The sequence below is a fragment of the Streptomyces triculaminicus genome, assembly GCF_017349075.1.
GTDB classification, from domain to species: domain Bacteria; phylum Actinomycetota; class Actinomycetes; order Streptomycetales; family Streptomycetaceae; genus Streptomyces; species Streptomyces triculaminicus.
The window spans coordinates 1,922,111-1,943,162 of sequence record NZ_JAFMOF010000001.1 but is presented as its reverse complement, the minus strand read 5'-3'; the positions used below and the strand labels follow the sequence as shown (position 1 = coordinate 1,943,162).

Genomic DNA, 21,052 nt, shown 5'->3' with positions numbered 1-21,052 from the left:
AACCGTGATCACTTCGCTTTCATTCCGGCTGCGGTGCACAGGCCGTCCGACGCGGGTCGGCGGCCGGTGGTGAGGAAGGTGGTCACTGCGCGGTCGGCGCAGGCGTTGGCGCGCTTGTCGCCGCTGTCGACGAGATCTCCGCTGCCGAGGTAGACGCCGTGCCCACCGGCGTCGACGCTCACCATGCGGGCCCGGTCGCCGAAGGCCTCGCGCATCTTCAGCGCCCCACGGTGCGGGGTCGCGGGGTCGCGCAGGTACTGCACCATGAGGACGTTCGACGGCCCGTCGGAGGTGATGCGGGTCGGCTTGTCGGCGGGCCCGTCCGGCCAGAACGCGCACGGCATGACACCCACCGGCATGCCGTTGGTCAGCGGATGCCTGGCCCGGTCGGCCTTCACGGCACGGGCGTAGTCCGGTATCGAACCCGGCCAGCGCACGTCGTTGCAGATGACGCCGACGCTCACGGCGGCGTCGGCCGACGATATGAGCCCCGGCTCGTAGGGCACGGGCTTGTCGCCGGCGTCCCGGGCCTTGACGATCAGCGCGGCCAGCCGGTCGAAGCTCCTGTCGCTGTAGAGCGACTGCTGCATCTCCGCGCGCAGCCGGTTGCCGGTGAGCTGCGGCTTGCCGTCCGCCGACCGCGCGGGCACGCGGTCGAGCTTCTCCGCGAGCGAGAGGAACAGCGGCCGTACGTCCCCGGCCCGCTCGGCGACCCTGTGCTCCTTGGCGAGCCCGGGGTCGGCCGCCCACTTGGCGAAGTCCGGGAACCGGTCGTCCGCCGCCCCCGACATGTTCGCCAGCCACCCGCGCTCGGCCCGGCTCGGATCCGGGTCGCCACTGCTGTCGAGCACCCAGCGGTCGGTGTGCTTCGGGTACTTCTGCGCGTACACCGCCCCTACGTACGTCCCGTACGACGTCCCCCACGCCGACAGCTTGTCCTCGCCGAGCGCCTGCCGGAAGCGGTCGATGTCCCGCACCTCGTTGGCCGTGGAGAACGACCGGATCACCTCCCCGCCGTTGCGCACGCACGACTCGGCGATGCGCCGGGACCGGGTGACGCTGGCGCTTATGTCACCGTCCGGCCCCGGCCAGGGCCGCAGGCCGGCGGACTCGAGGTCGTCCTCGCCCAGCTTGCAGTCGGCCCGCGTGCTGTCGCCCACACCACGCGGATCGAGCGAGACGATGTCGTACGCCCCGCGCGTCTCCTTCCGCAGCTCCTCACCCACGGCCGCGAGCTTGGCGTTCCCCGAGCCGCCGGGCCCGCCGGGAATGACCAGCAGCGTGCCGCGCCGGGCGGTGGGCCGGTCGCTGCGCAGGCGGGACACGGCGACGTTGATCTGCGGGCCGGTCGGCTTGCGGTAGTCCAACGGGACGGGCAGCGTGGCGCACTCCGTGGCCGAGCCGGCCGAGCCCGCCGAGCAGGGCTTCCAGGTGAGTGAGGGGGCGGTGGCCGGCCCCTGGGCCGCCTGGGCCGGGGCGGCCAGAGTGGCGGCGACGGCGGCGGAGGAGAGGGTCAGTAAGAGTGCTGAGCGCTTCGTAAGTGCCATGCGTTCCATGGTGGTTGAGTGCGACGCCCGTGACCATCCGGAGATCCACCTAGGGGCGGAGGGGGTAGCCCCGGGGAGGTGTCGGGGTGCGCGATAAATCCGCAGGCCAGCGTGGGTGGGGCCGGGGTAGGGTGCGGGGCCGCCGGTCAGCGGGCCGGAGGATGCACACGAGGGAACGGTGACGACTTGGCGCGAATCTGCCGCCTGATGGAGAAGACCTGGGAGCGCAGCGAGGTGAACCAGCGGGCCGAGGTGCTCGCAAGCTTCCTGGCGTCGCGACCGCGATACAGCACCGACGCCGTGGCGCGGAAAACGCTGACCCACAAGCTCGAGATCGTGCGGGAGTCCCTCGAGGACGACAGCCTCGACGTGGCGCGGCGATGCCTGGAGGATCTGGAGGACGAGGCGGCCGAATGGGCCGACCACCCCCACTACCCGGCCGCCCCACGCGCCCACGAGGCGGACGCCCAGGTCCGCGACTACGTGAAGGACGAGCTGCGGAGCCGTCTGTCGACGAAGCAGCGAGGCGACCGGGACGTGCTCAGGGGGTCCATCGAGTACACGCGGCGACGGCTCCTCTTCAACACCCCGAACCTGACCATGTTCGACCGCCTCGACGTCCACTACATCTCCGGGCGCGCCCTGATGGCCCTCGACCTGGGCCATCTGTACATGGCAGGGCGCGAAAGGGAGCGGCTGCGGGAGATCGCGAAGCGGTACGAGGCCTGACGGCTACCGCAGGGTGCGGAGGAAGGCGGCCCAGCTTGACGAGGGGACCGTCAAGACGGGGCCGGGGCGCTGCCGCCGCTTGGAGTCGCGGACGCGGACGAGGGTGGGGGCGGCGTCGTTGACCTCGAGGCAGTTGTCGCTGCCGTCGTCGTCCCCGGCAGAGCTGTAACTCGACTTGCGCCAAGCGGCCAGAACTTCGATGCAGCTGCTGCCGCCTTGGTCGTCGCCGTGACCGCTGTAGCTCGACTTGCGCCACTCAGGCGATATGTGGTGCTCACAGCGCATGTTCGTACTCCTCTGCCACTGAAGTGATCAGGTCCAGCGATGCCCGGGCCGACAGCGCGTCCCCCAGCGCGAGGTCGTACGAGGCCTGGCACTGGGCGACCGTCGCCGGATCGTCGTGCAGGTGCCCGGTCCTTAGCCCCTCAACGTACGCCAGCGGTGGGGCCTCGTCGAACTTCATCAGGGACACCATGCTCTCGGCGAGCGCGTGTGCGCCAGAACTGAAGGGAAGCACGTGAACCCGGACACGGCCGATGCTTGCCAGCATGGCGATATGGCGTAGCTGGGCGGCCATCACGGCCGGTCCGCCGACCACCCTCCGCAGCACACCCTCATCCAGCAGCGCCCACAGCACAGGGCCATCGGTGCCATCGAGGATTCGTGCGCGCTCGAGGCGCTTGACGACGCGCCTGTCAACATCCGCTGCCGAGGTGTTGGCGGTTCCGGACCGGAAGATGGCCCGGGCGTAGGGCTCGACCTGCAGTACGCCGGGAACCAGGGCGGCTCCGTACCCCTGAATGCAGCTGGCCAGGGCCTCCAGTTCCACGACCTGCGCGAAGTACGTGGCGAACCGTCCGATGTCGAGCGTCGGCAGGAACCGTTCGAAGAAGCCGTCCGTACCCAGCTCGTTGTCCAACCGCCTCGCGTCCTCGACGCGCGGCTTGCGCCGCCCGGCCTCGATGTGGGCGATCAGCGACGGCGAGCAGACGACGGCGTCGGCGAGCGACTGCTGCGTGTGGTCGGCGGCCTCGCGCCGTAGCCGTAGCTCCTCGCCGTAGGCCTGCCTGGCGATGGACGGGCCTTGTGCGCCCAGGTCTTTGGCCATGGCTAACTCCACTTCTTGACGGTGGCGTTGGAGAGCTGGACCCCCTTCCGGAGCGTAGCTGCGCACGGCGAGCATTCGGACGCAGTCCGTGAAGAACGAACCCCGAAGGGACCTGCTGTGTACGACGACACCACCCCGTCGGAGGCGATGACGTATCGCGAGGGGACGTATGTGATCGACACGCGCAGCGGAGCGCTCGCGCAAGTCATGGGAACCATGGGGCCGCGGGTGCAGGTGCGGCGTCCGGATGGTGGTCGGGAATGGGAGGTGCCGCCGACGGCGTTGCGGCTGGCGACGCGGGAGGAGCGGGTGGCGGCCGCGTTGGGGTGCGAGGAGTGCGTGTCGCTGCGGGCCGCGCAGCGGCGGGCCGTCGACGGCGGGGGCACGCAAAGCGCGGTGGCGGCGACGGTCGCGGTGCGGCGTCACGCACGAGAGGCGCACGCGGGATGAGGACCGGTATCGACTGCCCGCACACCGCCGGGTGGACGCAAGGCCAGGACGGTGTGTGGACCTGCCAGCGGTGCGGTACGCGCCGCTTCGCGGACTACGGGGCCCTTCGGCCCCCGGGGCTGCCCGAGCCGAGGAAGCCGAGCCGTGCCGCCCGCCGCGCGGCGGACCGTAGCGCGGCGAGCTACATCGCGTGCCGCCTGCCACGCGGCATCCGGTGGGGGCTCAAGGAGGCGGAGTTGGCGAGGTAGCGCCCGAAACCCTAGGCGACCCGCTCGGCCAGGAAGTCCTCCCAGGTGCGGTGACCCGTGACGGCCGTCTCCAGGGAGAGGTTCTCGCCGGCCCGGTACGCGCGGCCGGCCTTTCCCGGCATCCGGACCGGCAGCATCGGGCGGCTCTTGCCGCGTGCCCGCAGGTAGCCGCGGCTCAGGTCGGCCAGGCCGTACACCGTGGGGCCGGCGAGGTCGGGTACGAGCCCGGCGGGCTCGCCGAGGGTCAGCTCCACCAGCCGGGCGGCGACCTCGCGTGCGTCGACCGGCTGGAAGCGGAGGCCGCCGGGGACGGGTACGACGGGCATCTTCGTCATCGTGCCCACGACCTTCAGGACCAGGTCGTGGAACTGAGCGGCCCGCAGCGTCGTCCACGGCAGCCCGGAGCCGGCCACGGCCTGTTCCGCGCCCAGCTTGGCCTTGAAGTAGCCCAGCGGCACCTTGTCCGCCCCGATGACCGAGATGTAGACGAGGTGCTTCACATCGGCGCGCTGTGCGGCCCGGACCAGGTTGCGGGTGGCTTCGTCGTCGCCCTTGGGGCCGCCGGCGAGGTGCAGGACGGTCTCGACTCCGTCGAGCGCGGGCTCGATGCCCTCGTCCTTGAGCAGATCGGCGGTGACGTACGTGATGCCGTCGCCGGAGGGCGTGCCGCCGTGCCGGCTGAGGACGCGTACGTCGCGGCCGGCTTCCCGCAGGAGCGGCACGACGAGGCGCCCGAGCGTGCCCGTACCACCGGTGACCAGGATCGTTGACGAGGCCATGACTTCGCACTTCCGTTCGCGTCGGTTAGTTTTCGAGCTTCTGCTGTCATGACCCGGCGTGCGAAAGGAATGTGACAGGTGGGGGAGAAAACTTTTCCGGCGGAGCGATTCGAGGAGCACCGGCCGCGTCTGCGGGCGGTGGCCTACCGGATGCTCGGCTCGGTGAACGAGGCCGATGACGCCGTCCAGGAGACGTGGCTGCGCCTCAGCCGGACGGACGCCGACAGCATCGAGAACCTCGCTGCCTGGCTGACCACGGTGGCCGGACGCGTCTGCCTGAACATGCTGCGCTCGCGCGCGCAGCGGCGCGAGGACCCGCTCGAGGTGTACGTACCCGACCCCGTGATCAGTCACGAGTCCGGGATCGACCCCGAGCAGGAGATGTTGATGGCCGACTCGGTCGGGTTGGCCATGATGGTGGTGCTCGAGATGCTGACGCCGGCCGAGCGGCTCGCGTTCGTCCTGCACGACATGTTCGCCGTGCCCTTCGACGACATCGCCCCGCTGCTCGATCGGACCCCGGCCGCGACGAGGCAGCTCGCGAGCCGCGCCCGCCGCCGGGTGCAGGGGCAGGCCCCGGCTCCCGACCCCGACCTCGGCCGCCAGCGCGAAGCCGTGAACGCCTTCTTCGCCGCCGCCCACGACGGCGACTTCGATGCGCTCGTGGCCGTACTCGACCCCGACGTCGTGCTGCGCGCCGACGGCGGCACCGCGCGCTCCGGGCTGTCCGTGGTGCTGCAGGGCGCACGGACCGTGGCGGGCCAGGCGGTCACCTTCGGACAGCTCACCCCGTACATACGACCGGCGCTCATCAACGGGGCGGCCGGAGTCGTCGTCGCCGACGGCGCGTGGCGGTGGTCCGTCATGGCCTTCACCGTGGTGGACGGGAAGGTCGTCGCCATCGACGTACTCGTCGACCCCGACCGGCTGGCTCTGCTCGACCTGACGGTTCTCGACCGGGTGCAGGGTCAGGGTGAAGGGCAGGTGCAGGGCGATGCGTGATCTTTCCGTTCCGTACGTCGAGGTGGACGGCCGGGCCGTCGACGCCGGGCCGCTGCTGTCCGCGCTGATGGGCAGCTACGGCCACATGACGGCCATGCAGGTCAGGGAGGGCCGGGTACGCGGCCTGGACTTCCACCTCGAGCGGCTCGACGCGGCGACGCGCGAGATGTTCGGGGAGGGAATGGACGGCGGGGGCGTACGCGACAGCGTCCGGCGGGCGCTGGGCGGGGCGGGGGTCGCCGACGCGGACGTACGCGTCTACGTCCACGCCATGGGCGGCCTCGACGCCGGCCCGACCACGACGGTGGTCGTACGGCCCCCTCTCGCGGGCCCCGGGGCGCCGCAGCGGCTGCGCAGCGTGCCGTACGTACGGCCGCTGGCGCACCTGAAGCACGTCGGGTCGTTCGGCCAGGTGTACTACCTGCGACGGGTGCGGGCCGAGGGGTTCGACGAGGCGCTGCTGGTGGGGCCGGGCGGCGAGGTGACCGAGGGCGCGATCACCAACGTGGGCTTCGTCGAGGGCGACACGGTGGTCTGGCCCGACGCGCCCGCGCTGGACGGCATCGCCATGCTGGTGCTGCGGCGGGAGCTGGATCGGGCGGGTGTGGCGTGGCGGCGGCAGCCGGTGCGGCTGGACGAGGTCGGGCGTTTCGAGAGGGCGTTCGTCTGCAATTCGATCGGTGTCGCGGCGGTTTCGCAGATCGATGAGGTGCGGTTTCCGGTGGACGGGGGCCTTGTCGATGAGGTGATGCGGCTGCACGCGGCGGCGGGGTGGGATGCGATCTGACCGGTCTGGTGCGGGTTCGTCGCGTTGTGGGACAGTCGGCGCATGGACGACGTCGTCGTGTATCGCGACAGGCTGGACGCTCTTGAACGGACGTGGCGGGTCTGGGCCGAACTGGGCACGGATCTGACCGAGGAGCAGTGGACGGCGGCGACCCGCTGTCCGGGGTGGGACGTGGCCGCCGTGTACGCGCACCACTCGACGTTCCCGAGGGACATGGACGGCCCGCTGCCGCCGTCCATGTCCTCTTCTCTTGAGGAGCCGGTGACGGCCGTGGAGGCGCTCCGGCGGTTCAACGCCCCGGGTGGACTGGCGTACGCGGCGGCTGAGGCGGTCGCGGACCGGGCGGTCTCGGGGGCGGCGGAGGCCGGGCGGGGGGAGCTGGTCGAACGTTTCGCCGTGCGCGGGCCCGGCGCGGTGCGGCGCCTGCGCGCGGCGGAGGCGACCCGGGTCGTGCCCTGGGGCGGTACGGGGGTGGTGGTCGAGCTGGTGGAGGCGGTGCGGTTGGTGCTGCTGGAGGCCACGGTGCACCTGCTGGACGTACAGCGGGCGCTGGGCCGGCCCCCGCTCGTACCGCCGCAGGCGCTCGGCGACACGGCCCGGCTGCTGGCGGAGGTGGCCCCTCCGGTCGACTTCATCGAGGCGGCGACCGGGCGCTCGGCGCGCTCTCCCTTGCCGGTGCTGCGCTAGGCATCCGCGCAACGGTCTTGAAGCCGTCAAGTACGGGCAACTGGACCTCGAGAGCCCGGCATCCGGTCACATGTGCGGGAAATGTGGGGATGTCGATTGACGGCCGGTCTCGCCGCCTTCGAGTCTGGCGACCCGAACTTCGCCCAGGAGTTCGCATACGAGGAGGCAGACATGCCCCGTACCGCCAGCGCTCCGGCCGGCCGGCGCAGAGCCCGATTAGCCATCGCCGCGTGTGGTGCCGCAGCGGCCCTTGTCGCGGGCGCCCTCGCGCCCGCGACCGCCGCGAATACCGCGCCCCACACGGCCCCGAAGCCACGGGCGGAGCACTATGTCGCCCTTGGCGACTCCTTCACCGCCGGCTCGCTCATTCCCGTCCAGATCGACGCCGCGTGTGGACGCTCCAACCGCAACTACCCCTCCCTCACCGCCCGCCGGCTGAGCCCGGCCGACTTCCGGGACGTCAGCTGCGGCGGCGCCAAGACCGACGACATGTGGCGCCCGCAGCCCGGCACCGGCAAACCGGAACAGCTCGCGGCGCTCAAGTCGGACACCACGCTGGTCTCGATCGGCATCGGCGGCAACGACATCGGCTTCGGCGAGGTCGTCAGGGCGTGTACGTACGCGGTGCCCAAGCCGATCCCGGACGGCAACCCCTGCGAGCAGCGCTACACGAAGGGCGGCACCGACCAGCTCGCCGAACGCATCCTCGAGACCGCCCCCAAGGTGGCCGCCGTCCTCGGGGAGATCCGCAAGCGGTCCCCCAAAGCGCACGTGATCGTTGTCGGGTTCCCGGCGATCCTCTCGGAGAAGGCCGAGGACGCGGAGGGCTGCAAGGCATCCTTGCGGATGCCCGTAGGGGACATTCCGTACCTGCGGGCCACGATGCGCAGCCTCAACACCATGCTGAGCCGCGAGGCGCAGCTGGCCCGTGCGACCTACGTCGACACCTACACGCCGTCCGTCGATCACAACGCCTGCCGGCCGTTCGCCGAGCGCTGGGTCGAGGGCATGTACCCGCGGGCCGAGCGCCCCGCCTGGCCCTTCCACCCCAACGCGAACGGCGAGGCGGGGATGGCCGAGGCCGTGAAGCAGACCCTGGCTGCCCCAAAGGTATGAATATGTCGACATAGAGGCCTATCTACCCCCTTCTCCGGCAAGTCCTCTTGACAACCGTTGTCCGGGGGGTAATCACGGAGGAGCCGCCATACGACGAGAGCTGATGTAGCCCCGCATCACGGTGACTGTCGCGGTAACCGGTGATGCGTACGCGGTGGGGGCGGCCGGGGCGCCTGGGCCCGGGTCACCCCACCGTTTCGAACTGGCCGGTGCCCACGACCTTGAGCAGCGCGAGGCGCTCGGCCGTGTCGCTGCCGACGGGCGGGGTGTAGAGGATCACCCGCTGATCTCCCTCCGGCGCGAGCAGCGCCTGGCAGTCGAGATCGACCGGGCCGATCAGCGGGTGCAGCACCCGCATGCGCGTAGCCCGGCGTACGGCGACCTCGTGCAGCTCCCACAGGGTGCCGAACTCCTCGCTGGCCCCCTTCAGCCGCTCCACCAGACGCGTCGCCGCGGGGTCGCCCGCCCGCCGCCCGAAGGACGCCCGTAGGTCGGCGACGTGCAGGCGGCTGTAGTAGTCGTGCTCGTCGGCAGGGTAGGCGGCGCGCTGGGCGGAGTCGGTGAACCAGCGCCAGATGATGTTGCGGCCGTGCTCCGACACCGTGCACACCCCGCCGAGCAGCGCCTCGGCCATGGCGTTCTGGGCCAGGACGTCACCGAGGTCGCCGACGATCTGGGCCGGGGTGGCGGGCAGCTGGTCCAGGAGGTGCAGCAGCCCCGGGCTGACGTGATCGCCGGACGTACGACCGGCGGGCGGGCGCCGGCCGGCGAGGAGGTGGAGGTGGTCGCGCTCGTCGTCGGACAGGCGCAGGGCGCGGGCCAGCGCGGCGAGCATCTCCGGCGACGGCTGCGGGCCCCGGCCCTGCTCGAGACGGATGTAGTAGTCGGCCGACATCCCGGCGAGCTGGGCGACCTCCTCGCGGCGAAGCCCCGGCGTGCGCCGCCGCGGGCCGACGGGAAGGCCCACGTCCTGCGGGCGCACACGGTCACGGGAACGGCGCAGGAAGTCGGAGAGCGCGGCACGGTCGATCGTCATGCTGATCATCCTGCAGCACGCGCCGACGGCTCAACCAGGGACTCCCGATCCCAGGCTGAAGAGGTCTCTCCCGGCCCCGTCGCCACGGCGGCAGAGTGAGTCGGGCCGGAGCACAGGGCCCCGGCGACTTGAGGCAGGGAGCGTTCCATGGCCACCATCACCGTCGACGGCGCACAGGTCCACTACGAGAAGACCGGCACCGGCACCGGCACCGGCCCCGCGCTCGTCCTGGTCCACGGCACCGGATCGTCGGGCGCCGCTGTGAACTGGGGACAGACCGCGCCCCGGTTCGCCGGACACCGCACCGTGATCACCCCCGACCTGTCGGGCACGGACGCCACCGTCGACGACGGCCGCCCGTTGACCTCCGAAGGGCTCGCCGCCCAGGTCATCGCGGTCATCGAGGAAGCGGCCGACGGACCGGTCGACCTGCTCGGCTTCTCCATGGGCGCCACCGTCACCGCCACCGTGGCCGCCCTGCGCCCCGACCTCGTACGCCGCCTCATCCTCACGGCCGGCTGGGCCCACACCGACAGCGACGAGTACCTGCGCAGCCTCTTCACCCTCTGGCAGAACCTCGGCACCACCGACCCCGCCTCCTTCGGCCGCGCCGTGGCCATGACCGGCTTCAGCCGCGGCTTCCTCAACGCCATCGGCCGCGACGCGTTCGAGGCCCTGATCCCCAACATGCCGCCCACGACCGGCACCCTGCGCCACGTCGCCTACGACCTGCAGGTCGACATCCGCCACCTGCTGCCCCGCATCGAAGCCCCCACCCTCGTCCTCGGCGGCACCCAGGACATCACCGTCCCCGTAGAGCACAGCCGCGCCCTCCACGCCGCGATCACGCACAGCACGTACGCGGAGATCGACGCGGGGCACGTGATGCTCTTCGAGCAGGAGGACACGTTCGTGAAGCTGGTGACGGACTTCATCGACGGCGATGCCGATGCTGATGCTGCTGCCGCGCTGGCGATGTGACGGCGCGGCTACTTCCAGGGGATGTTGAGCCAGGGGCTCTGCGGGTCGGTGACGAGCAGGCGGTAAGCCTCGAGAACCCCCTGGTACCAGTTGCCGAACTCCTCCTCGTCGAAGTGGAGGCAGCGGCCCAGCGCGTAGCCGGCGGCGAAGTCGTGCCAGGAGTTGTAGGTCGCCTGACTGACCCGGCCGGCCCGGACGACCGCCGCTTCGGCCTCGGCCACGCTACCGAAGCGCGCCGCCACTCCCCAGCGGGCCATGGCGGAGGCTCGCCCGTAGTCCCAGGAGAGGACCGATCGGACGAACTTCCCGTCGGCGAGCAACCCGTCGGCGCGGAACCGGGCTTCGTAGCGCGTGATGCGGCCGATGAGCTGCTGGAGGCGGCCGACTTCCGCGGCAATGCTCGGATCGCCGGGCTCGGCACCCGATTCCACGGCGTTGTGCCGCAGGACGCGCTCGGTGATCTCGCGCCAGTGGGCGACCTCGACGGGACCTCCGTACTCACGGGCGATGGACCGCCGCACCCTCAGTACGAATTCCCACGTCGAGCTCACCATGCGGCCCTGCAGCAGATCTTCCACATACTCCAGCCACTTGGCGCGGCTCGTGACGCCCCACCACCGCTCAAGGCTGCGGCGCTCGGTTCCGTAGCCGCTCCCGTGGTGGGCCACCGCGTTCCACAACTCGTTGTTGTTCACCATCAGGAACGCGCCGCAGGCGAGCCCATGCGCGACGGGGCCCTGCAGCGGGCCGCCCACCCACAACGTACGCAGAGACCGGGGCGGATCCTCCGGTGCCTTGCGGGCGTGCTCCTCCCATACGGCCCGATGAGCGGGAGTGGCCGGGAAGAACGCCTCGCAGGGCGTCCCCGGATTGACGGCGAGCCACGCGTCAGGCCGGGGCCAGTGCCGGGCGGCGTCCGAGAGACGCTCGAGAAAGAAGACCGGGTCCTCCACCGGAGCGGGAAGCATGCCCTGGGTGAGGTACGCATAGCATTCGACGCCCATGCGGGGTTCCCAGTACGTGCGGGAGACGACCCTTCCCGGGTTGTCGTCCACGTACTGCCGGGAGATCGCGTGGAAGAGATCCGCCTCGGCGAGAACATCGAAATATGCGGCCCAGTCGCCCCGCACCTTCGCCTCGTACAGCTTCCGCTCGACCTCGCTCGGCGCCTGCCACGGCGGCGGCACCTGTCCCGGTATCCCCATGATCGGAACTTTACGGTGCGGGGGGTTCCGGGTCCGGGTCCTGGTCCGTGGCCAGCCGGGCGTGCGACTCGACGTCGTAGCGCACGCTGTCGTAGAGAAGCCTCTGCCGCTGAACGCCCTCGGTGGCGAAGCCGGCGGCGGTCGCGACGTGGCACGAGGCCGGGTTGTTCACCCGGTGCCCCAGCTCGAGCCGGAACAGCCCCAGATCGTCGAACGCCCAGCGGGCGACGGCCCGGCAGGCATGGGTGGCGACGCCGCGCCCGCGTGCGGTGCGGGTGATCCAGTACGAGACCCACCCGGTGGAATGCCGCCGGTCGACCGCGCTGACGGCGACGTTGCCGAGCACGGCGCCGCCGCCGTGCTCATCGACGACGGCAAAGGAGAAGGCGCTCCCTTCCTCCCACTGCTCGACCCGCGACCGGACCCACTGCCGTGCGTCCTCGACGGAGTCGACGGGCTGAGGCGCCTGCCACCGCATCAACGGCTCGGCATACGCCTCGAGGACGGCGTCCACATCCCCCTCGGCCCCCCACGGCCGCAACACCAACCCCGACACTTCAACTGATTCACGCACGTGCGGAGTTTGCCGCGACGGAGCCCTCACTGCCACCGGATTTCCGCCACTGCTTCACGCCGGCCACAGCGGCGAAGGCGACGGCTCCGACGAGGCAGACGGCGATGGCCGGATTGACGAAGCCCGGCACTATTTCGACGGTGGTGTGCACATCGGACACGCACCGCGTGGAAAGCGGAAACGCACTCTGCTCGATCCGCGCGTGATCCGACAGCTCGGGGTCGCCGTAGAACCTCACGGTGGGACACCAGTCAGGCGCATCGCCCAGCAGCACGCCCCACGCCCCGACGCTGTACGCCAGCACGGCCCCACCCACCCACCACCAGGCCCCTTCGATCCACGCCCGAGCCCCAACTCGCCGCGTAAACCGCCGCGCGACGAGCACGCGCACGGCTTTGACCAGCACGGCGATGCCGAGCACGGGAGCGGCGAGCAGGAGCGTCAGAGCCAGGATGAGCATGCGGTCATCCTGCCAAAACCGATACCTGTTCCTTGAGGCCTGGGCCTTTCAGGAGGTACAGGCATTCTGCTGCCATTGACGCCTCCTGATGTCATTCAAATCCTCGCCGTTGTACACGCCCAGCGTCGAATCCTGACTCTCTGAGAAACGCCTCAAGGATTTCAGCAAGCGGACTCTCCCCGATGGCAGTCAAAATGTAGCCGGGGTTTGGTGCATTCTCGACCTCTCGCACCAGCGCGGCAAGAATGCCATCATTCAGGGCGAAGGCAAAGGTAAACCACGGCCCCAGGTCGTCCCACGTTATTTCGTTCGGCCCCCACAGGCCCTCAAGCTCCTCCGTGGTGGCGCTTAGCTCCGCTACGTAGTTCTGCGGCTTCCCGCGAAACTTGGAAGCGTCGATTCGTCTCATTGTTACCTTATCTCTGTCACGAATACCGGGATCGCGCCGAAGTCTTCGCCATTGCTGTGAATGTGCTGCACGCCGGGCTGCTGCCCAAGTTCCCATGCCGCATAGTCGCCAGGCGTGTTTCTCATGGGTTTTGGTTCCACGGTTGTGTAAAATTCAAAACTTCCTGGTTTGGCAGTGTCAGGGATCGGGCCTCGGTGAGCCTGAACCATCGGTTCCCCACCCCAGCGAGACTCGCGTCCCCACAGCTGCCCTGAATCGATCACTTGTTGTGTGACATCGGGAGTCTGTGTTGCTGAGCCCCGTCGATGGAAGGGGCCGTGAAGTTCCGCGACATCCCCAATTCCTGGATTGCTCGGCTCCAACGCTAGCGGAGGACGCGCAGTACCCTGCTCGGGTACCACTCCGCCCGCTTCATTGCCTCCGCGATTGAACAGGGACTTCAAGCGATCGAGGACCGAGCTCTTACAGGGAGCCAGCCCCAGCGGGTCCGCCCACGTATGCGGGTTATGAACGTACGCCGCCGGGTTGGGCGCTGGGGCCAAGCCCAGCGGGTCGGGGGAGGTGTACCTCGCCGTCTCCGGGTCGTAGTGGCGGTGGAAGTTGTAGTGGAGGGCCGTTTCGGGGTCGAAGTATTGGCCGGGGAAACGGAGGGGGGTGTAGGCCGTGCTGTCCTTGGGCCAGGTGGTGGTGCCCCAGAGGGTGGTGCGGGTGCGCCAGGCGATCTCGCCCGTCTCGTCCACCAGCTCGGTCGGGGTGCCGACGAGGTCGGTGACGATCGCGAAGAAGCGGCTGTCTATCTCGCGTTGTGAGGCGTCCGCCGCGGATATTCGTTCCGTCTGGGCGACCGGGCGGAGGCCGTCGTGGTCCCAGGTGAGGGTGACGGGGTGGGGGAGGTCGGCCGAGACCGTGGTCTGTTCGGTGAGGGTCGGGCCGTCCCAGGTGAAGTCGGTTTGTTCCGCGACCTCGCCGCCCGGCGTCAGACGTTGTTTGGCTATGCGGCGGCCCAGCGGGTCGTACAGGTACCGCCACCGCGTGCCGTCCGGCGTCACCACCGAGCGGAGGCGGTCCTCCGCGTCCCATTCGTACCGCCAGGTGTCCGGCTTGCGCGACAGGCGGGTCTTCTGGCGCAGGATGACGCGGCCCTGCGCGTCGTGTTCGTAGCGGATGGTGCCGGCGCGGGTGATGCGGGTGCCCGTGTACTCGCGGGGGCCCTGGGCTTCCTGGCCCGGGTGGGTGGTGGGCCAGGTGGCGTGGGTCTGGTTGCCCGCCTCGTCGTAGGCGTAGCGTTCCTGCCATCCGGGGGCGTTCACCGCCGTGACCCTGCCGGCCGGGTCGAGGTCGAAGGTGCGGTCGTCGACGGACGTCAGGTAGCCGTCGCGGCGGTAGGTGAAGGACCGGTTCTGGAGCGGGGTGGCATCCGTAACCAGAGATTGGCTCGTCAGACGGCCCGCGTCGTCCCACGCGTGCCGCAGCGTGATGTTGTCGCCGAAGTGGCGTGCGACCTCACGGCCGACCGCGTCGCGTTCCAGGTCGAACGTGTGGCCTGAGGCCGTGTGCGTCGTGCGCCGGCTCGCCGCGTCGTACGTCCAGGTGCTGGTGGCGCCGATCGGCGTGACGCGGCGGGTTCTCCGGCCCAAGCCGTCGTAGGCGAACGTCAGCGTTCTGCCGTTCGTCGTCTCGGACTTCACCCGGCCCAGACGGTCGTGGCCGTAGACCAGCGTCGCGTCCGGACCCACTGCCTCCAGCAGGCGGCCGGCGACGTCGTGTGCGTACGTCGTCACCTCGCCGTCCGCGTCCTTGGCCACCACCCGCCCGAGCACGTCGTGCTCGTAGGTGGTGGTCTGGCCCAGGGCGTTCGTACGGGCGACCAGCCGACCGGCCGCGTCGTGGGCGTACGTCAGCCGTCGGTCGTCGAAGTCGGTTTCCTCGAGCAGGCGGCCGAGTGCGTCATACGTGTAGTCCCACGTCAGGCCTTGCGGGTTCGTGACCTGGGTGAGCCGCAACTCCGTGTCGTGGGTGAACTCGTGTCGCACGCCGTCGGGGCCGGTCTGCGCGGTGAGCAGGTCGAAGTGGGTGTACTCGTACGTCGTGACGCCGCCCACCGCGTCGGTGTGGGTGAGGCAGTTGCCCTCGCCGTCGTACGTCCAGGACTGCTCGGCACCGTCCGGGCCGACGCGGCGGAGGAGGCGCCCTTCCACCGACCACCACATGCGGGTCGTAGCGCCGAGCGGATCGACGATGGCCTTCACGCGGCCGAGTGCGTCGCGCCGGTAGCTGGTGACGCCGCCCAGGGGGTCGGTCACCTCGACCACGAGCCCGGCCGCGTTGCAGCGGAGTCGGGTCGTGTTGCCGACGGCGTCGGTGACGGCGGCCGGGTGGCCGAGTGCGTCGTACGTGAAGCGGGTCACCGCGCCCGTCGGGTCGGTGACGGACGTGCGATTGCCCGCCGCGTCGTACGTCTGGCGCCACACGGATCCGTCCGGATCCGTCACCGTGTCCGGGAGCCCCACCGCGGCGTCGTAGGACGCCCGCGCCTCCCGGCCGTCGGGGCGGACCACCGCGACCAGGCGGCCGTCGTCGTCGTGGCGGAGGGCGGTGGTGCGGCCGAGGGCGTCGGTGCGGGAGAGCAGCCGGTTGTACCTGCCCCAGGTGGAGCGGGTCGTCGCGCCGTTCGGCGCGATCACGGCCACCACGTGCAGCGCGTCGTCCATCACGAAGCGCTTGGTGTGCCCGAGCGAGTCGGTGATGGCGGTGACGCGGAGGCCGGTCTCCCGGTCCGTCTCGTCGTAGTCGAAGGTCGACTGCAGGTGGCCCGCCGCGCCCGACTGCGCCACGCAGCGGTCGCGTTCGTCGTAGACGTAGTCGAAGTGGCTGCCGTTGCGGTCGGTCCACGAGGTGATCCGGCCCTGATCGTCGTAGCCGAAGCGGAGCGGATCGCCCGAGGAATTCGTGATCTCCGACAGGTGGCCGTCCGTGTAGCCGTAACGCACCAGCTCGAGGTCCGCGCCGTCCGGTCCCGCGCCGGCCAGGTGCAGGGCCGTGATGCGGCCGGTGTCCGTGGAGACGCGCAGGTGGTAGCCCGCGTCGTGGACGATGTCGGTGGGGGTGCCGTCCGCCGCGTACAGGAAGCTGATGCGGTGGCCGTTGCGGTCGGTGAGCTCCTCGAGCAGCGCGAGTCCGGCATCGTATGGGCGGAAGTGCCAGCTCCGGCCGCCGGCGGAGTCGCTGACCGTGTACGTGCCGTCGGCATCGACCGACAGCGGCCAGCGCCTGCCCACGGCCGGCATGGTCGGCACGCCCGGGGCCGGGTGAGGGTAGGACAGCAGGACGCCGTCCTCGCCGACGAAGATGACGCCTTCGGAGTCGATCTCCAGGCGCTGGTCCGCGGTGCTCGCCCAGGTGGGGCCGAACCAGACGCCCGAGCGGTAGGAGGATTCGAAGTGGCGGGAGAAGACGAGGGGGAGTGAGCCTGGAAGTGTGACGTCCGTTTGCGGCAGCAGCATACGGCCGGTCGCCACATCGACAGGGTCCTGTTCGCAGACCTTGTTCTCTTTGCTGCGTGTGAGGTCGTTCGGGTCCTCGGTGACCTTCTCCCGCGCCGGCGTCGGCGGCTTCTCCTTCGGCGCGGACTTCGCCGCCGCGCCCTCGGCTCCCTCCATGGCTCCGCGGCGGGCGCCCGCTATGGCCGTGCGTTCGCCGGCCGCCGCGCCCGCACTGGCGCCGCCGGTCACGACGGTCGCGACGACGTTGCCGAAGAGGCGGCCGCCGGCTTCGGAGGGGTCCTTGCCCCAGCCGGTGCCGAGGAGGGTGGTGGGGACGCGCTCGGGGTGGGAGGCGAGGGAGAGCGTGCCCGCGGCCATGTTGTTGACGCCGGTCAGGTACTCCGCGGGGTGGGAGAGGTTGTAGGGGTCGAAGGGGCTGACGCTGCGGGCCGTCCTCGCCATGTCCGTCACCGAGCGGACCACGCCGCCGCCCGCGTGGAGGAGCTCGATCTTGCCGCCGTCGCGGACGTCGGCGCCGGTGGCCATCATGCGGTGACTGAAGGAAGGTTTCTGCGGGGCGTTGGCGACGGCCGCGTCGACCCTCGTCTTCGCCTCGCCCGCCGCCGTGTCGCGCTGCTTGCGGGCCTCGGAGAGGATGCGTTCGGCTTCCTTGAAGTCCGCCTTGCCGGGGTTGTCCGGCTTGGTGGGCGCCGGGCCGGGGACCTGGCACTTACGGGCGGCCTCGGCCGCCGCCTCCTTGTAGGCGTCGGCCTGGCGGTCGTACGCCTCGGCCGCCTTCTTGTTCGTGTCCTTGCCGCGCTTCCAGAGGCGGATCGCCTCCTTCGCCTGGCCCTGGGCCCAGGTGACGGTGTGGGCGTACGTCTCCAGCGCGCCGGCCGCCGTCTCGCACGCGTCGGCCGCCTCGGCCCACTTTTTCGGCTGTTCCACGAACTTCGCCGTGAACGCGTCGGCCCCCTCGCCCTTCCAGCCGTCCGTGGCGCGCACCTTCAGAAGAGCCGTGTGGGTCGTGTCGAAGGCGGTGTGGAAGTTGCGCAGGTGCTTGGCGGCGGCGTTGATCTGCTTCGCGTCGCCGTGGACGAGCTCCTTGGGGTCATCGGTCTCGCCCAGCCGGTGCTCGCCGACATGGGCGCCGAGGCTGGAGGCCGTCTTGTCGCCCCAGTGCTCGACCGAGTCCGCCGCGTCGTCCGCGCCGACCATGTGCAGGCCGTCGGCGGCGATGTCCGTGCCCTTGTCGACGACCTTGCCGACGGCCTTCTTGCCCTGGTCGACGGCCCCCTCGACCGCCTCGCCGGCCTTGTCGAAGACCTTGCCGACATCCCACTTCGAAGCCATCAGCCGTAGTCCTCGATCTTGCTGCCCAGGCGGACCGCCAGCCCCGCCGCGTTCGGGGCCTTGCCCACGTCGTCCTTCGTCCGCGACCACGTCTCCTCGGCGTGCTCGGCCGCCTTCGCGAACGACTTCTTGCTGTAGTCGGCGTCACGGACCTGCGTGTACGGGTTGTCGGCCAGTACGTCCTTCATGCGCATCCCCTCCACCTGCTCCTCCGTCAGGTGCGGGTTGCCGAAGGCCGCGTTGGCGACCACCTTGACCGTGTCCTTCACGTACTGGTCGCCCTCGTGGTAGTAACCCGCCGCCAGGCCCACGCGCTCCGCGAACTGGCTGCCGTCGTGCACCAGCGCCCGCACGCCCCACTCCCACCGCTCACAGAACGTCTTGAAGGCGGCCGTCAGGCCGTCGTGGCCCGTCTCCATGCCGGACAGCGCGAGGTCCTCGAAGCCGCGGCCGACGGCGGCGGAGCCGGCGGTGCCGAGTTCTTTGAGTTCGCCGATCGCGGCGTTGATGCCCTTGGTGACGCCGTCCAGGGCGTCCTTGCCGGCGTGTATGCCCCCGTGGTCGCTCACGGCTGTGCGTTCTCCTTGGTGGCGATGATGGCGAAACGATTCGTCGGGGTGTCCAGCGCGTCCAGCGCCACCTCGTCCGGGACGATTCCGCGTACGGGCGGGAACAGCGCGGGGCGCTCGCCACCCACGTTCAGCGCCACACCGGCGGGCCCGGCGACCGCCGGAACCACTACGTCCAGCAGGCGCGCGCCCAGCACCGAGCGGTACTCCCACGACGCGTCGGCCCTCAGCCCATGCGCCAGCGCGAACCTCGCCAGGGCCGTCTCGTCCGTGAACGCGCACACCCAGCGGATGCCGTCCATCTCGACGGACCACAGCCCGCCGGCCTCGTCCAGGGGGACCAGCACCGCGGTGCGGCGGAACTCGCCCAGCAACGCCGCTGGGTTGGGCTGTTGTGCGTACATCGCGTCGATCTCGCTCAAGAGGGCATGCGGCATCGGGTTGGCCTTCGGAAGGGGTGGGGTAGGGGTGCGGGTCAGCCCTGGCCGGGCAGGGGCTTGCGGCGGCGGCGACGGGTGATGAGCGTGGGGACCGCGACCGCCAGTGCGACGGCGGTGACGGCGGCCGCGATCACGGTGGTGCGGGTCGAGAGGGGGCCGGTGCCGCTGCCGTTGTCGTCGGCGGCCGTCGCCTTCGTGCCGGCGCTCGGCTTCGCCGCGGGGGCTGCGGCCAGTTCGGGGAGGGGGCTGACGTCCGGGGGCCGGGGTCGCCGGGGTTCTGCAGGGCGATGCGGGGGCGGACGACGCCGTAGCCGAGGCTGTCGCTGCGCTTCTCGCCGCTCTTGGGGCCGCCGGCGGTGTTGATGAGGACGCGCAGGACCTGGTTCGCCGTCCAGTCGGGGTGCGCGGACCAGACCAGGGCCGCGGATGCGGAGGCCAGGGCGGTGGCGTCACTTGTGCCGTCGCCGATACAGAGGCCGCTGGTGCCGTCTGTGCACGGGGCCACCATGTTTGTCCCGGGCGCGGCCAGGTCGACCTGGGGGCCGTACTGGGACCAGGAGGCGGCCTTGATGTCCTGGTCCACTGCGGATACGCCGATGACGCCGGGGGTGGCCGAGGGGTACTGAGGCAGGTTGGATGTGTCGCCGTCGTTGCCCACTCCGGCGAAGATCAGCTTCCCCTTGGACAGCGCATAGGCGACTGCGTCCGCCTCCTCGCGGCTCGCCGCCGTTCTCGCGAGGGAGATGTTGATGACCTTTGCATCCGAGTCGGCCGCAAAACGAACGGCTGATCCGATGGCTGCTCCGCTTGTAGCGGCGTCCCGGGTTCCAGAGGCTCGTAGGGGGAGGATCTTCGCCCCCGGAGCAAGGCCCCATGTTCCGTCGCCTTTTCCGGTTGCGGCGATGAACATGGCCATCCGGCTCCCGTGCCCCTTCGCGTCGGTACGGCCGTCATCGCCTCGTCCGGTGAAGTCACGACCTTCGAGGACTTGCCCCCGGAGGTCCGGAAGGGTTGCGTCGACGCCCGAGTCGATGACGGCAACGGTCACACCGGTACCGGTGCTTGTCTTCCAGATCTCCTCAGCACGCATGGCGTCCAGGTACCACTGCTGGGAACGGATGGAGTCCGCATGTGCCGGCGCGCTCATGGAACTGGCGCAGAGCAGCATGGCTACGGCAGCCAGCACTCTGTTGCTGCGGGTTCTGGCCTTTTTCGGCATGCGCCTTCCCTTGTGGGCCGTGATTCCGGCCATCAGTCGATGACGGGTGGAACCACGCGTCGGTGGCCCTCGGTCCAGGCGGATTCTTCCTCGACGACATAGTCGGGTCGTCGGCGCTGCCTTTCGCGCTGTGAACCGTCGGTCGTTGACGGGGCCCGGACCAGCCCTGCTCCGCCCGGTGTGAACGTTCGGTCGGAAGCGCTTCCGCGTGGTTGGGGGCGGCCGCCAACGACTCCGCCGGTTTCGGTCGCCAACCGCCTGCCGGGACCGCCCGCCCGGCCGGTTCCGGTGGCGCCGCTCGTTGCTCCGGCGCCGGGGCCGTAGGGCAACGGGGAGCCGCTCCGCCGTTGATCCTGCCCTTCGGCACCGATGACAGCGCCCCTGGCAGGCTGCGCGCTCGGCTGCCCGCCGGCCCGGGGTGAGGGGCGGCCCCCGACGATGCCATCCCCGACGTTGCGGGGAAAGGGTGTGGCGGAGCGTGGTCCGGTCGCTCCGCTTCTGCCGACGCCTTGAGGGAGCCGACCTGCCTGACCCGGTGACACACGACCGTGAGGACCTGCCGACTCCACCGGTCTGCGCTCCGAGCCAATGGCCGGAGGCGTAGGCACATGCGGCAGCGGAAGCGGGCTGGTAGGCGTGCTGCTGTCCGGCCTCGGATGGGCGGGAGTGGCAGGGGAGTTCGGTACGACGGGAGGGCTGTCTCGCCATCCGTCGATTCTGCTGGAATCCGGGGAGCCCGGGTGGTTGATCGTCGGAGCGACGGAACCCGCACGGTCGCCGACGGGCGGCGAGGCAAATGCGCCTGCTCCCGAGGAATGTGGTGCTGCTGCCGCAGCTCCCCCGGAGGGCATTGCCGAGGACGCGCCACCCG

21 protein-coding genes are annotated in these 21,052 nt (G+C 70.6%); 8 read left to right on the top strand and 13 right to left on the bottom strand.

Features of this window, described 5'->3' with window-relative positions; all coding sequences use genetic code 11:
- Positions 1-8: 8 nt before the first annotated feature.
- On the bottom strand, positions 9-1,547 hold the full coding sequence (locus J1792_RS09115; protein ID WP_086574951.1) for an alpha/beta hydrolase: 1,539 nt from the start codon (positions 1,545-1,547) through the stop codon (positions 9-11).
- 186 nt (positions 1,548-1,733) lie between these two features.
- On the opposite strand from J1792_RS09115, the gene J1792_RS09110 reads away from it, so the two are divergent.
- Positions 1,734-2,276: a hypothetical protein gene (locus tag J1792_RS09110; protein ID WP_207246977.1), complete on the top strand. Its 543-nt coding sequence runs from the start codon at positions 1,734-1,736 to the stop codon at positions 2,274-2,276.
- A gap of 3 nt (positions 2,277-2,279) precedes the next feature.
- Here the strand turns inward: J1792_RS09110 and J1792_RS09105 are convergent, their stop codons facing one another.
- Together J1792_RS09105 and J1792_RS09100 are read right to left on the bottom strand one after the other, a co-directional pair.
- The gene (locus J1792_RS09105; protein ID WP_207246976.1) at positions 2,280-2,561 is read right to left on the bottom strand and encodes a DUF397 domain-containing protein; all 282 of its coding nucleotides are present in this window, start codon (positions 2,559-2,561) and stop codon (positions 2,280-2,282) included.
- Positions 2,551-3,384, bottom strand: coding sequence for a helix-turn-helix domain-containing protein (locus J1792_RS09100; RefSeq protein WP_207246975.1), 834 nt, complete (start codon positions 3,382-3,384; stop codon positions 2,551-2,553). The genes J1792_RS09105 and J1792_RS09100 overlap by 11 nt, the downstream gene beginning before the upstream one ends.
- Positions 3,385-3,501: 117 nt before the next feature.
- On the opposite strand from J1792_RS09100, the gene J1792_RS09095 reads away from it, so the two are divergent.
- Positions 3,502-3,834, top strand: a complete 333-nt coding sequence (locus J1792_RS09095) for a hypothetical protein (RefSeq protein ID WP_207247132.1) — start codon at positions 3,502-3,504, stop codon at positions 3,832-3,834.
- Complete coding sequence (locus tag J1792_RS35735; protein WP_086569820.1) at positions 3,831-4,082, top strand: DUF6255 family natural product biosynthesis protein; 252 nt, start codon at positions 3,831-3,833, stop codon at positions 4,080-4,082. The genes J1792_RS09095 and J1792_RS35735 overlap by 4 nt, the downstream gene beginning before the upstream one ends.
- A gap of 11 nt (positions 4,083-4,093) precedes the next feature.
- Here the strand turns inward: J1792_RS35735 and J1792_RS09090 are convergent, their stop codons facing one another.
- Positions 4,094-4,861, bottom strand: a complete 768-nt coding sequence (locus J1792_RS09090; RefSeq protein WP_086569822.1) for an SDR family oxidoreductase — start codon at positions 4,859-4,861, stop codon at positions 4,094-4,096.
- A 78-nt stretch (positions 4,862-4,939) separates the two neighbouring features.
- On the opposite strand from J1792_RS09090, the gene sigJ reads away from it, so the two are divergent.
- From sigJ to J1792_RS09070, 4 genes are all read left to right on the top strand, one after another.
- On the top strand, positions 4,940-5,863 hold the full coding sequence (gene sigJ / locus J1792_RS09085) for an RNA polymerase sigma factor SigJ (protein WP_207246974.1): 924 nt from the start codon (positions 4,940-4,942) through the stop codon (positions 5,861-5,863).
- Positions 5,856-6,650, top strand: a complete 795-nt coding sequence (locus J1792_RS09080; protein WP_207246973.1) for an aminotransferase class IV — start codon at positions 5,856-5,858, stop codon at positions 6,648-6,650. Before sigJ ends, J1792_RS09080 begins: the two co-directional genes overlap by 8 nt.
- A 42-nt stretch (positions 6,651-6,692) precedes the next feature.
- Entirely contained in the window at positions 6,693-7,337 is a 645-nt protein-coding gene (locus J1792_RS09075; RefSeq protein WP_207246972.1) for a maleylpyruvate isomerase N-terminal domain-containing protein, read from the top strand.
- A gap of 171 nt (positions 7,338-7,508) precedes the next feature.
- Positions 7,509-8,453, top strand: coding sequence for an SGNH/GDSL hydrolase family protein (locus tag J1792_RS09070; protein ID WP_207246971.1), 945 nt, complete (start codon positions 7,509-7,511; stop codon positions 8,451-8,453).
- 184 nt (positions 8,454-8,637) lie between these two features.
- Here the strand turns inward: J1792_RS09070 and J1792_RS09065 are convergent, their stop codons facing one another.
- On the bottom strand, positions 8,638-9,498 hold the full coding sequence (locus J1792_RS09065) for a helix-turn-helix transcriptional regulator (protein ID WP_207246970.1): 861 nt from the start codon (positions 9,496-9,498) through the stop codon (positions 8,638-8,640).
- Between the two features lie 138 nt (positions 9,499-9,636).
- Between J1792_RS09065 and J1792_RS09060 the strand changes: the two genes are divergently transcribed.
- Positions 9,637-10,470: an alpha/beta fold hydrolase gene (locus J1792_RS09060; protein WP_207246969.1), complete on the top strand. Its 834-nt coding sequence runs from the start codon at positions 9,637-9,639 to the stop codon at positions 10,468-10,470.
- Positions 10,471-10,478: 8 nt separating this feature from the next.
- Here J1792_RS09060 and J1792_RS09055 read toward each other — a convergent pair whose 3' ends face one another.
- The 8 genes from J1792_RS09055 to mycP all read right to left on the bottom strand — a co-directional run bounded on the left by J1792_RS09055 (position 10,479) and on the right by mycP (position 20,052).
- Positions 10,479-11,675, bottom strand: coding sequence for a DUF1266 domain-containing protein (locus tag J1792_RS09055; protein ID WP_207246968.1), 1,197 nt, complete (start codon positions 11,673-11,675; stop codon positions 10,479-10,481).
- Between the two features lie 10 nt (positions 11,676-11,685).
- Positions 11,686-12,249, bottom strand: coding sequence for a GNAT family N-acetyltransferase (locus J1792_RS09050; protein WP_207246967.1), 564 nt, complete (start codon positions 12,247-12,249; stop codon positions 11,686-11,688).
- Positions 12,242-12,709, bottom strand: a complete 468-nt coding sequence (locus tag J1792_RS09045; protein ID WP_207246966.1) for a hypothetical protein — start codon at positions 12,707-12,709, stop codon at positions 12,242-12,244. Before J1792_RS09045 ends, J1792_RS09050 begins: the two co-directional genes overlap by 8 nt.
- Positions 12,710-12,800: 91 nt before the next feature.
- Positions 12,801-13,118 (bottom strand): hypothetical protein, encoded by a 318-nt coding sequence (locus J1792_RS09040; RefSeq protein WP_207246965.1) that lies wholly within the window; start codon positions 13,116-13,118, stop codon positions 12,801-12,803.
- Positions 13,119-13,120: 2 nt separating this feature from the next.
- Entirely contained in the window at positions 13,121-17,953 is a 4,833-nt protein-coding gene (locus J1792_RS09035) for a putative T7SS-secreted protein (RefSeq protein WP_207246964.1), read from the bottom strand.
- On the bottom strand, positions 17,953-18,522 hold the full coding sequence (locus tag J1792_RS09030; RefSeq protein ID WP_207246963.1) for a hypothetical protein: 570 nt from the start codon (positions 18,520-18,522) through the stop codon (positions 17,953-17,955). The genes J1792_RS09035 and J1792_RS09030 overlap by 1 nt, the downstream gene beginning before the upstream one ends.
- Entirely contained in the window at positions 18,519-18,944 is a 426-nt protein-coding gene (locus tag J1792_RS09025) for an SseB family protein (RefSeq protein WP_307842926.1), read from the bottom strand. The genes J1792_RS09030 and J1792_RS09025 overlap by 4 nt, the downstream gene beginning before the upstream one ends.
- A 148-nt stretch (positions 18,945-19,092) precedes the next feature.
- The gene (gene mycP / locus J1792_RS09020; protein WP_242645835.1) at positions 19,093-20,052 is read right to left on the bottom strand and encodes a type VII secretion-associated serine protease mycosin; all 960 of its coding nucleotides are present in this window, start codon (positions 20,050-20,052) and stop codon (positions 19,093-19,095) included.
- Between the last annotated feature and the right edge of the window lie 1,000 nt (positions 20,053-21,052).

Excerpts from the sequence above, each read along its gene's own strand:
- J1792_RS09115 (WP_086574951.1), bottom strand. The coding sequence starts at position 1,547 with ATGGCACTTACGAAGCGCTCAGCACTCTTACTGACCCTCTCCTCCGCC.
- J1792_RS09105 (WP_207246976.1), bottom strand. The coding sequence starts at position 2,561 with ATGCGCTGTGAGCACCACATATCGCCTGAGTGGCGCAAGTCGAGCTAC.
- J1792_RS09100 (WP_207246975.1), bottom strand. The coding sequence starts at position 3,384 with ATGGCCAAAGACCTGGGCGCACAAGGCCCGTCCATCGCCAGGCAGGCC.
- J1792_RS35735 (WP_086569820.1), top strand. The coding sequence starts at position 3,831 with ATGAGGACCGGTATCGACTGCCCGCACACCGCCGGGTGGACGCAAGGC.
- J1792_RS09090 (WP_086569822.1), bottom strand. The coding sequence starts at position 4,861 with ATGGCCTCGTCAACGATCCTGGTCACCGGTGGTACGGGCACGCTCGGG.
- J1792_RS09080 (WP_207246973.1), top strand. The coding sequence starts at position 5,856 with ATGCGTGATCTTTCCGTTCCGTACGTCGAGGTGGACGGCCGGGCCGTC.
- J1792_RS09075 (WP_207246972.1), top strand. The coding sequence starts at position 6,693 with ATGGACGACGTCGTCGTGTATCGCGACAGGCTGGACGCTCTTGAACGG.
- J1792_RS09070 (WP_207246971.1), top strand. The coding sequence starts at position 7,509 with ATGCCCCGTACCGCCAGCGCTCCGGCCGGCCGGCGCAGAGCCCGATTA.
- J1792_RS09065 (WP_207246970.1), bottom strand. The coding sequence starts at position 9,498 with ATGATCAGCATGACGATCGACCGTGCCGCGCTCTCCGACTTCCTGCGC.
- J1792_RS09060 (WP_207246969.1), top strand. The coding sequence starts at position 9,637 with ATGGCCACCATCACCGTCGACGGCGCACAGGTCCACTACGAGAAGACC.
- J1792_RS09055 (WP_207246968.1), bottom strand. The coding sequence starts at position 11,675 with ATGGGGATACCGGGACAGGTGCCGCCGCCGTGGCAGGCGCCGAGCGAG.
- J1792_RS09045 (WP_207246966.1), bottom strand. The coding sequence starts at position 12,709 with ATGCTCATCCTGGCTCTGACGCTCCTGCTCGCCGCTCCCGTGCTCGGC.
- J1792_RS09040 (WP_207246965.1), bottom strand. The coding sequence starts at position 13,118 with ATGAGACGAATCGACGCTTCCAAGTTTCGCGGGAAGCCGCAGAACTAC.
- J1792_RS09035 (WP_207246964.1), bottom strand. The coding sequence starts at position 17,953 with ATGGCTTCGAAGTGGGATGTCGGCAAGGTCTTCGACAAGGCCGGCGAG.
- mycP (WP_242645835.1), bottom strand. The coding sequence starts at position 20,052 with ATGCGTGCTGAGGAGATCTGGAAGACAAGCACCGGTACCGGTGTGACC.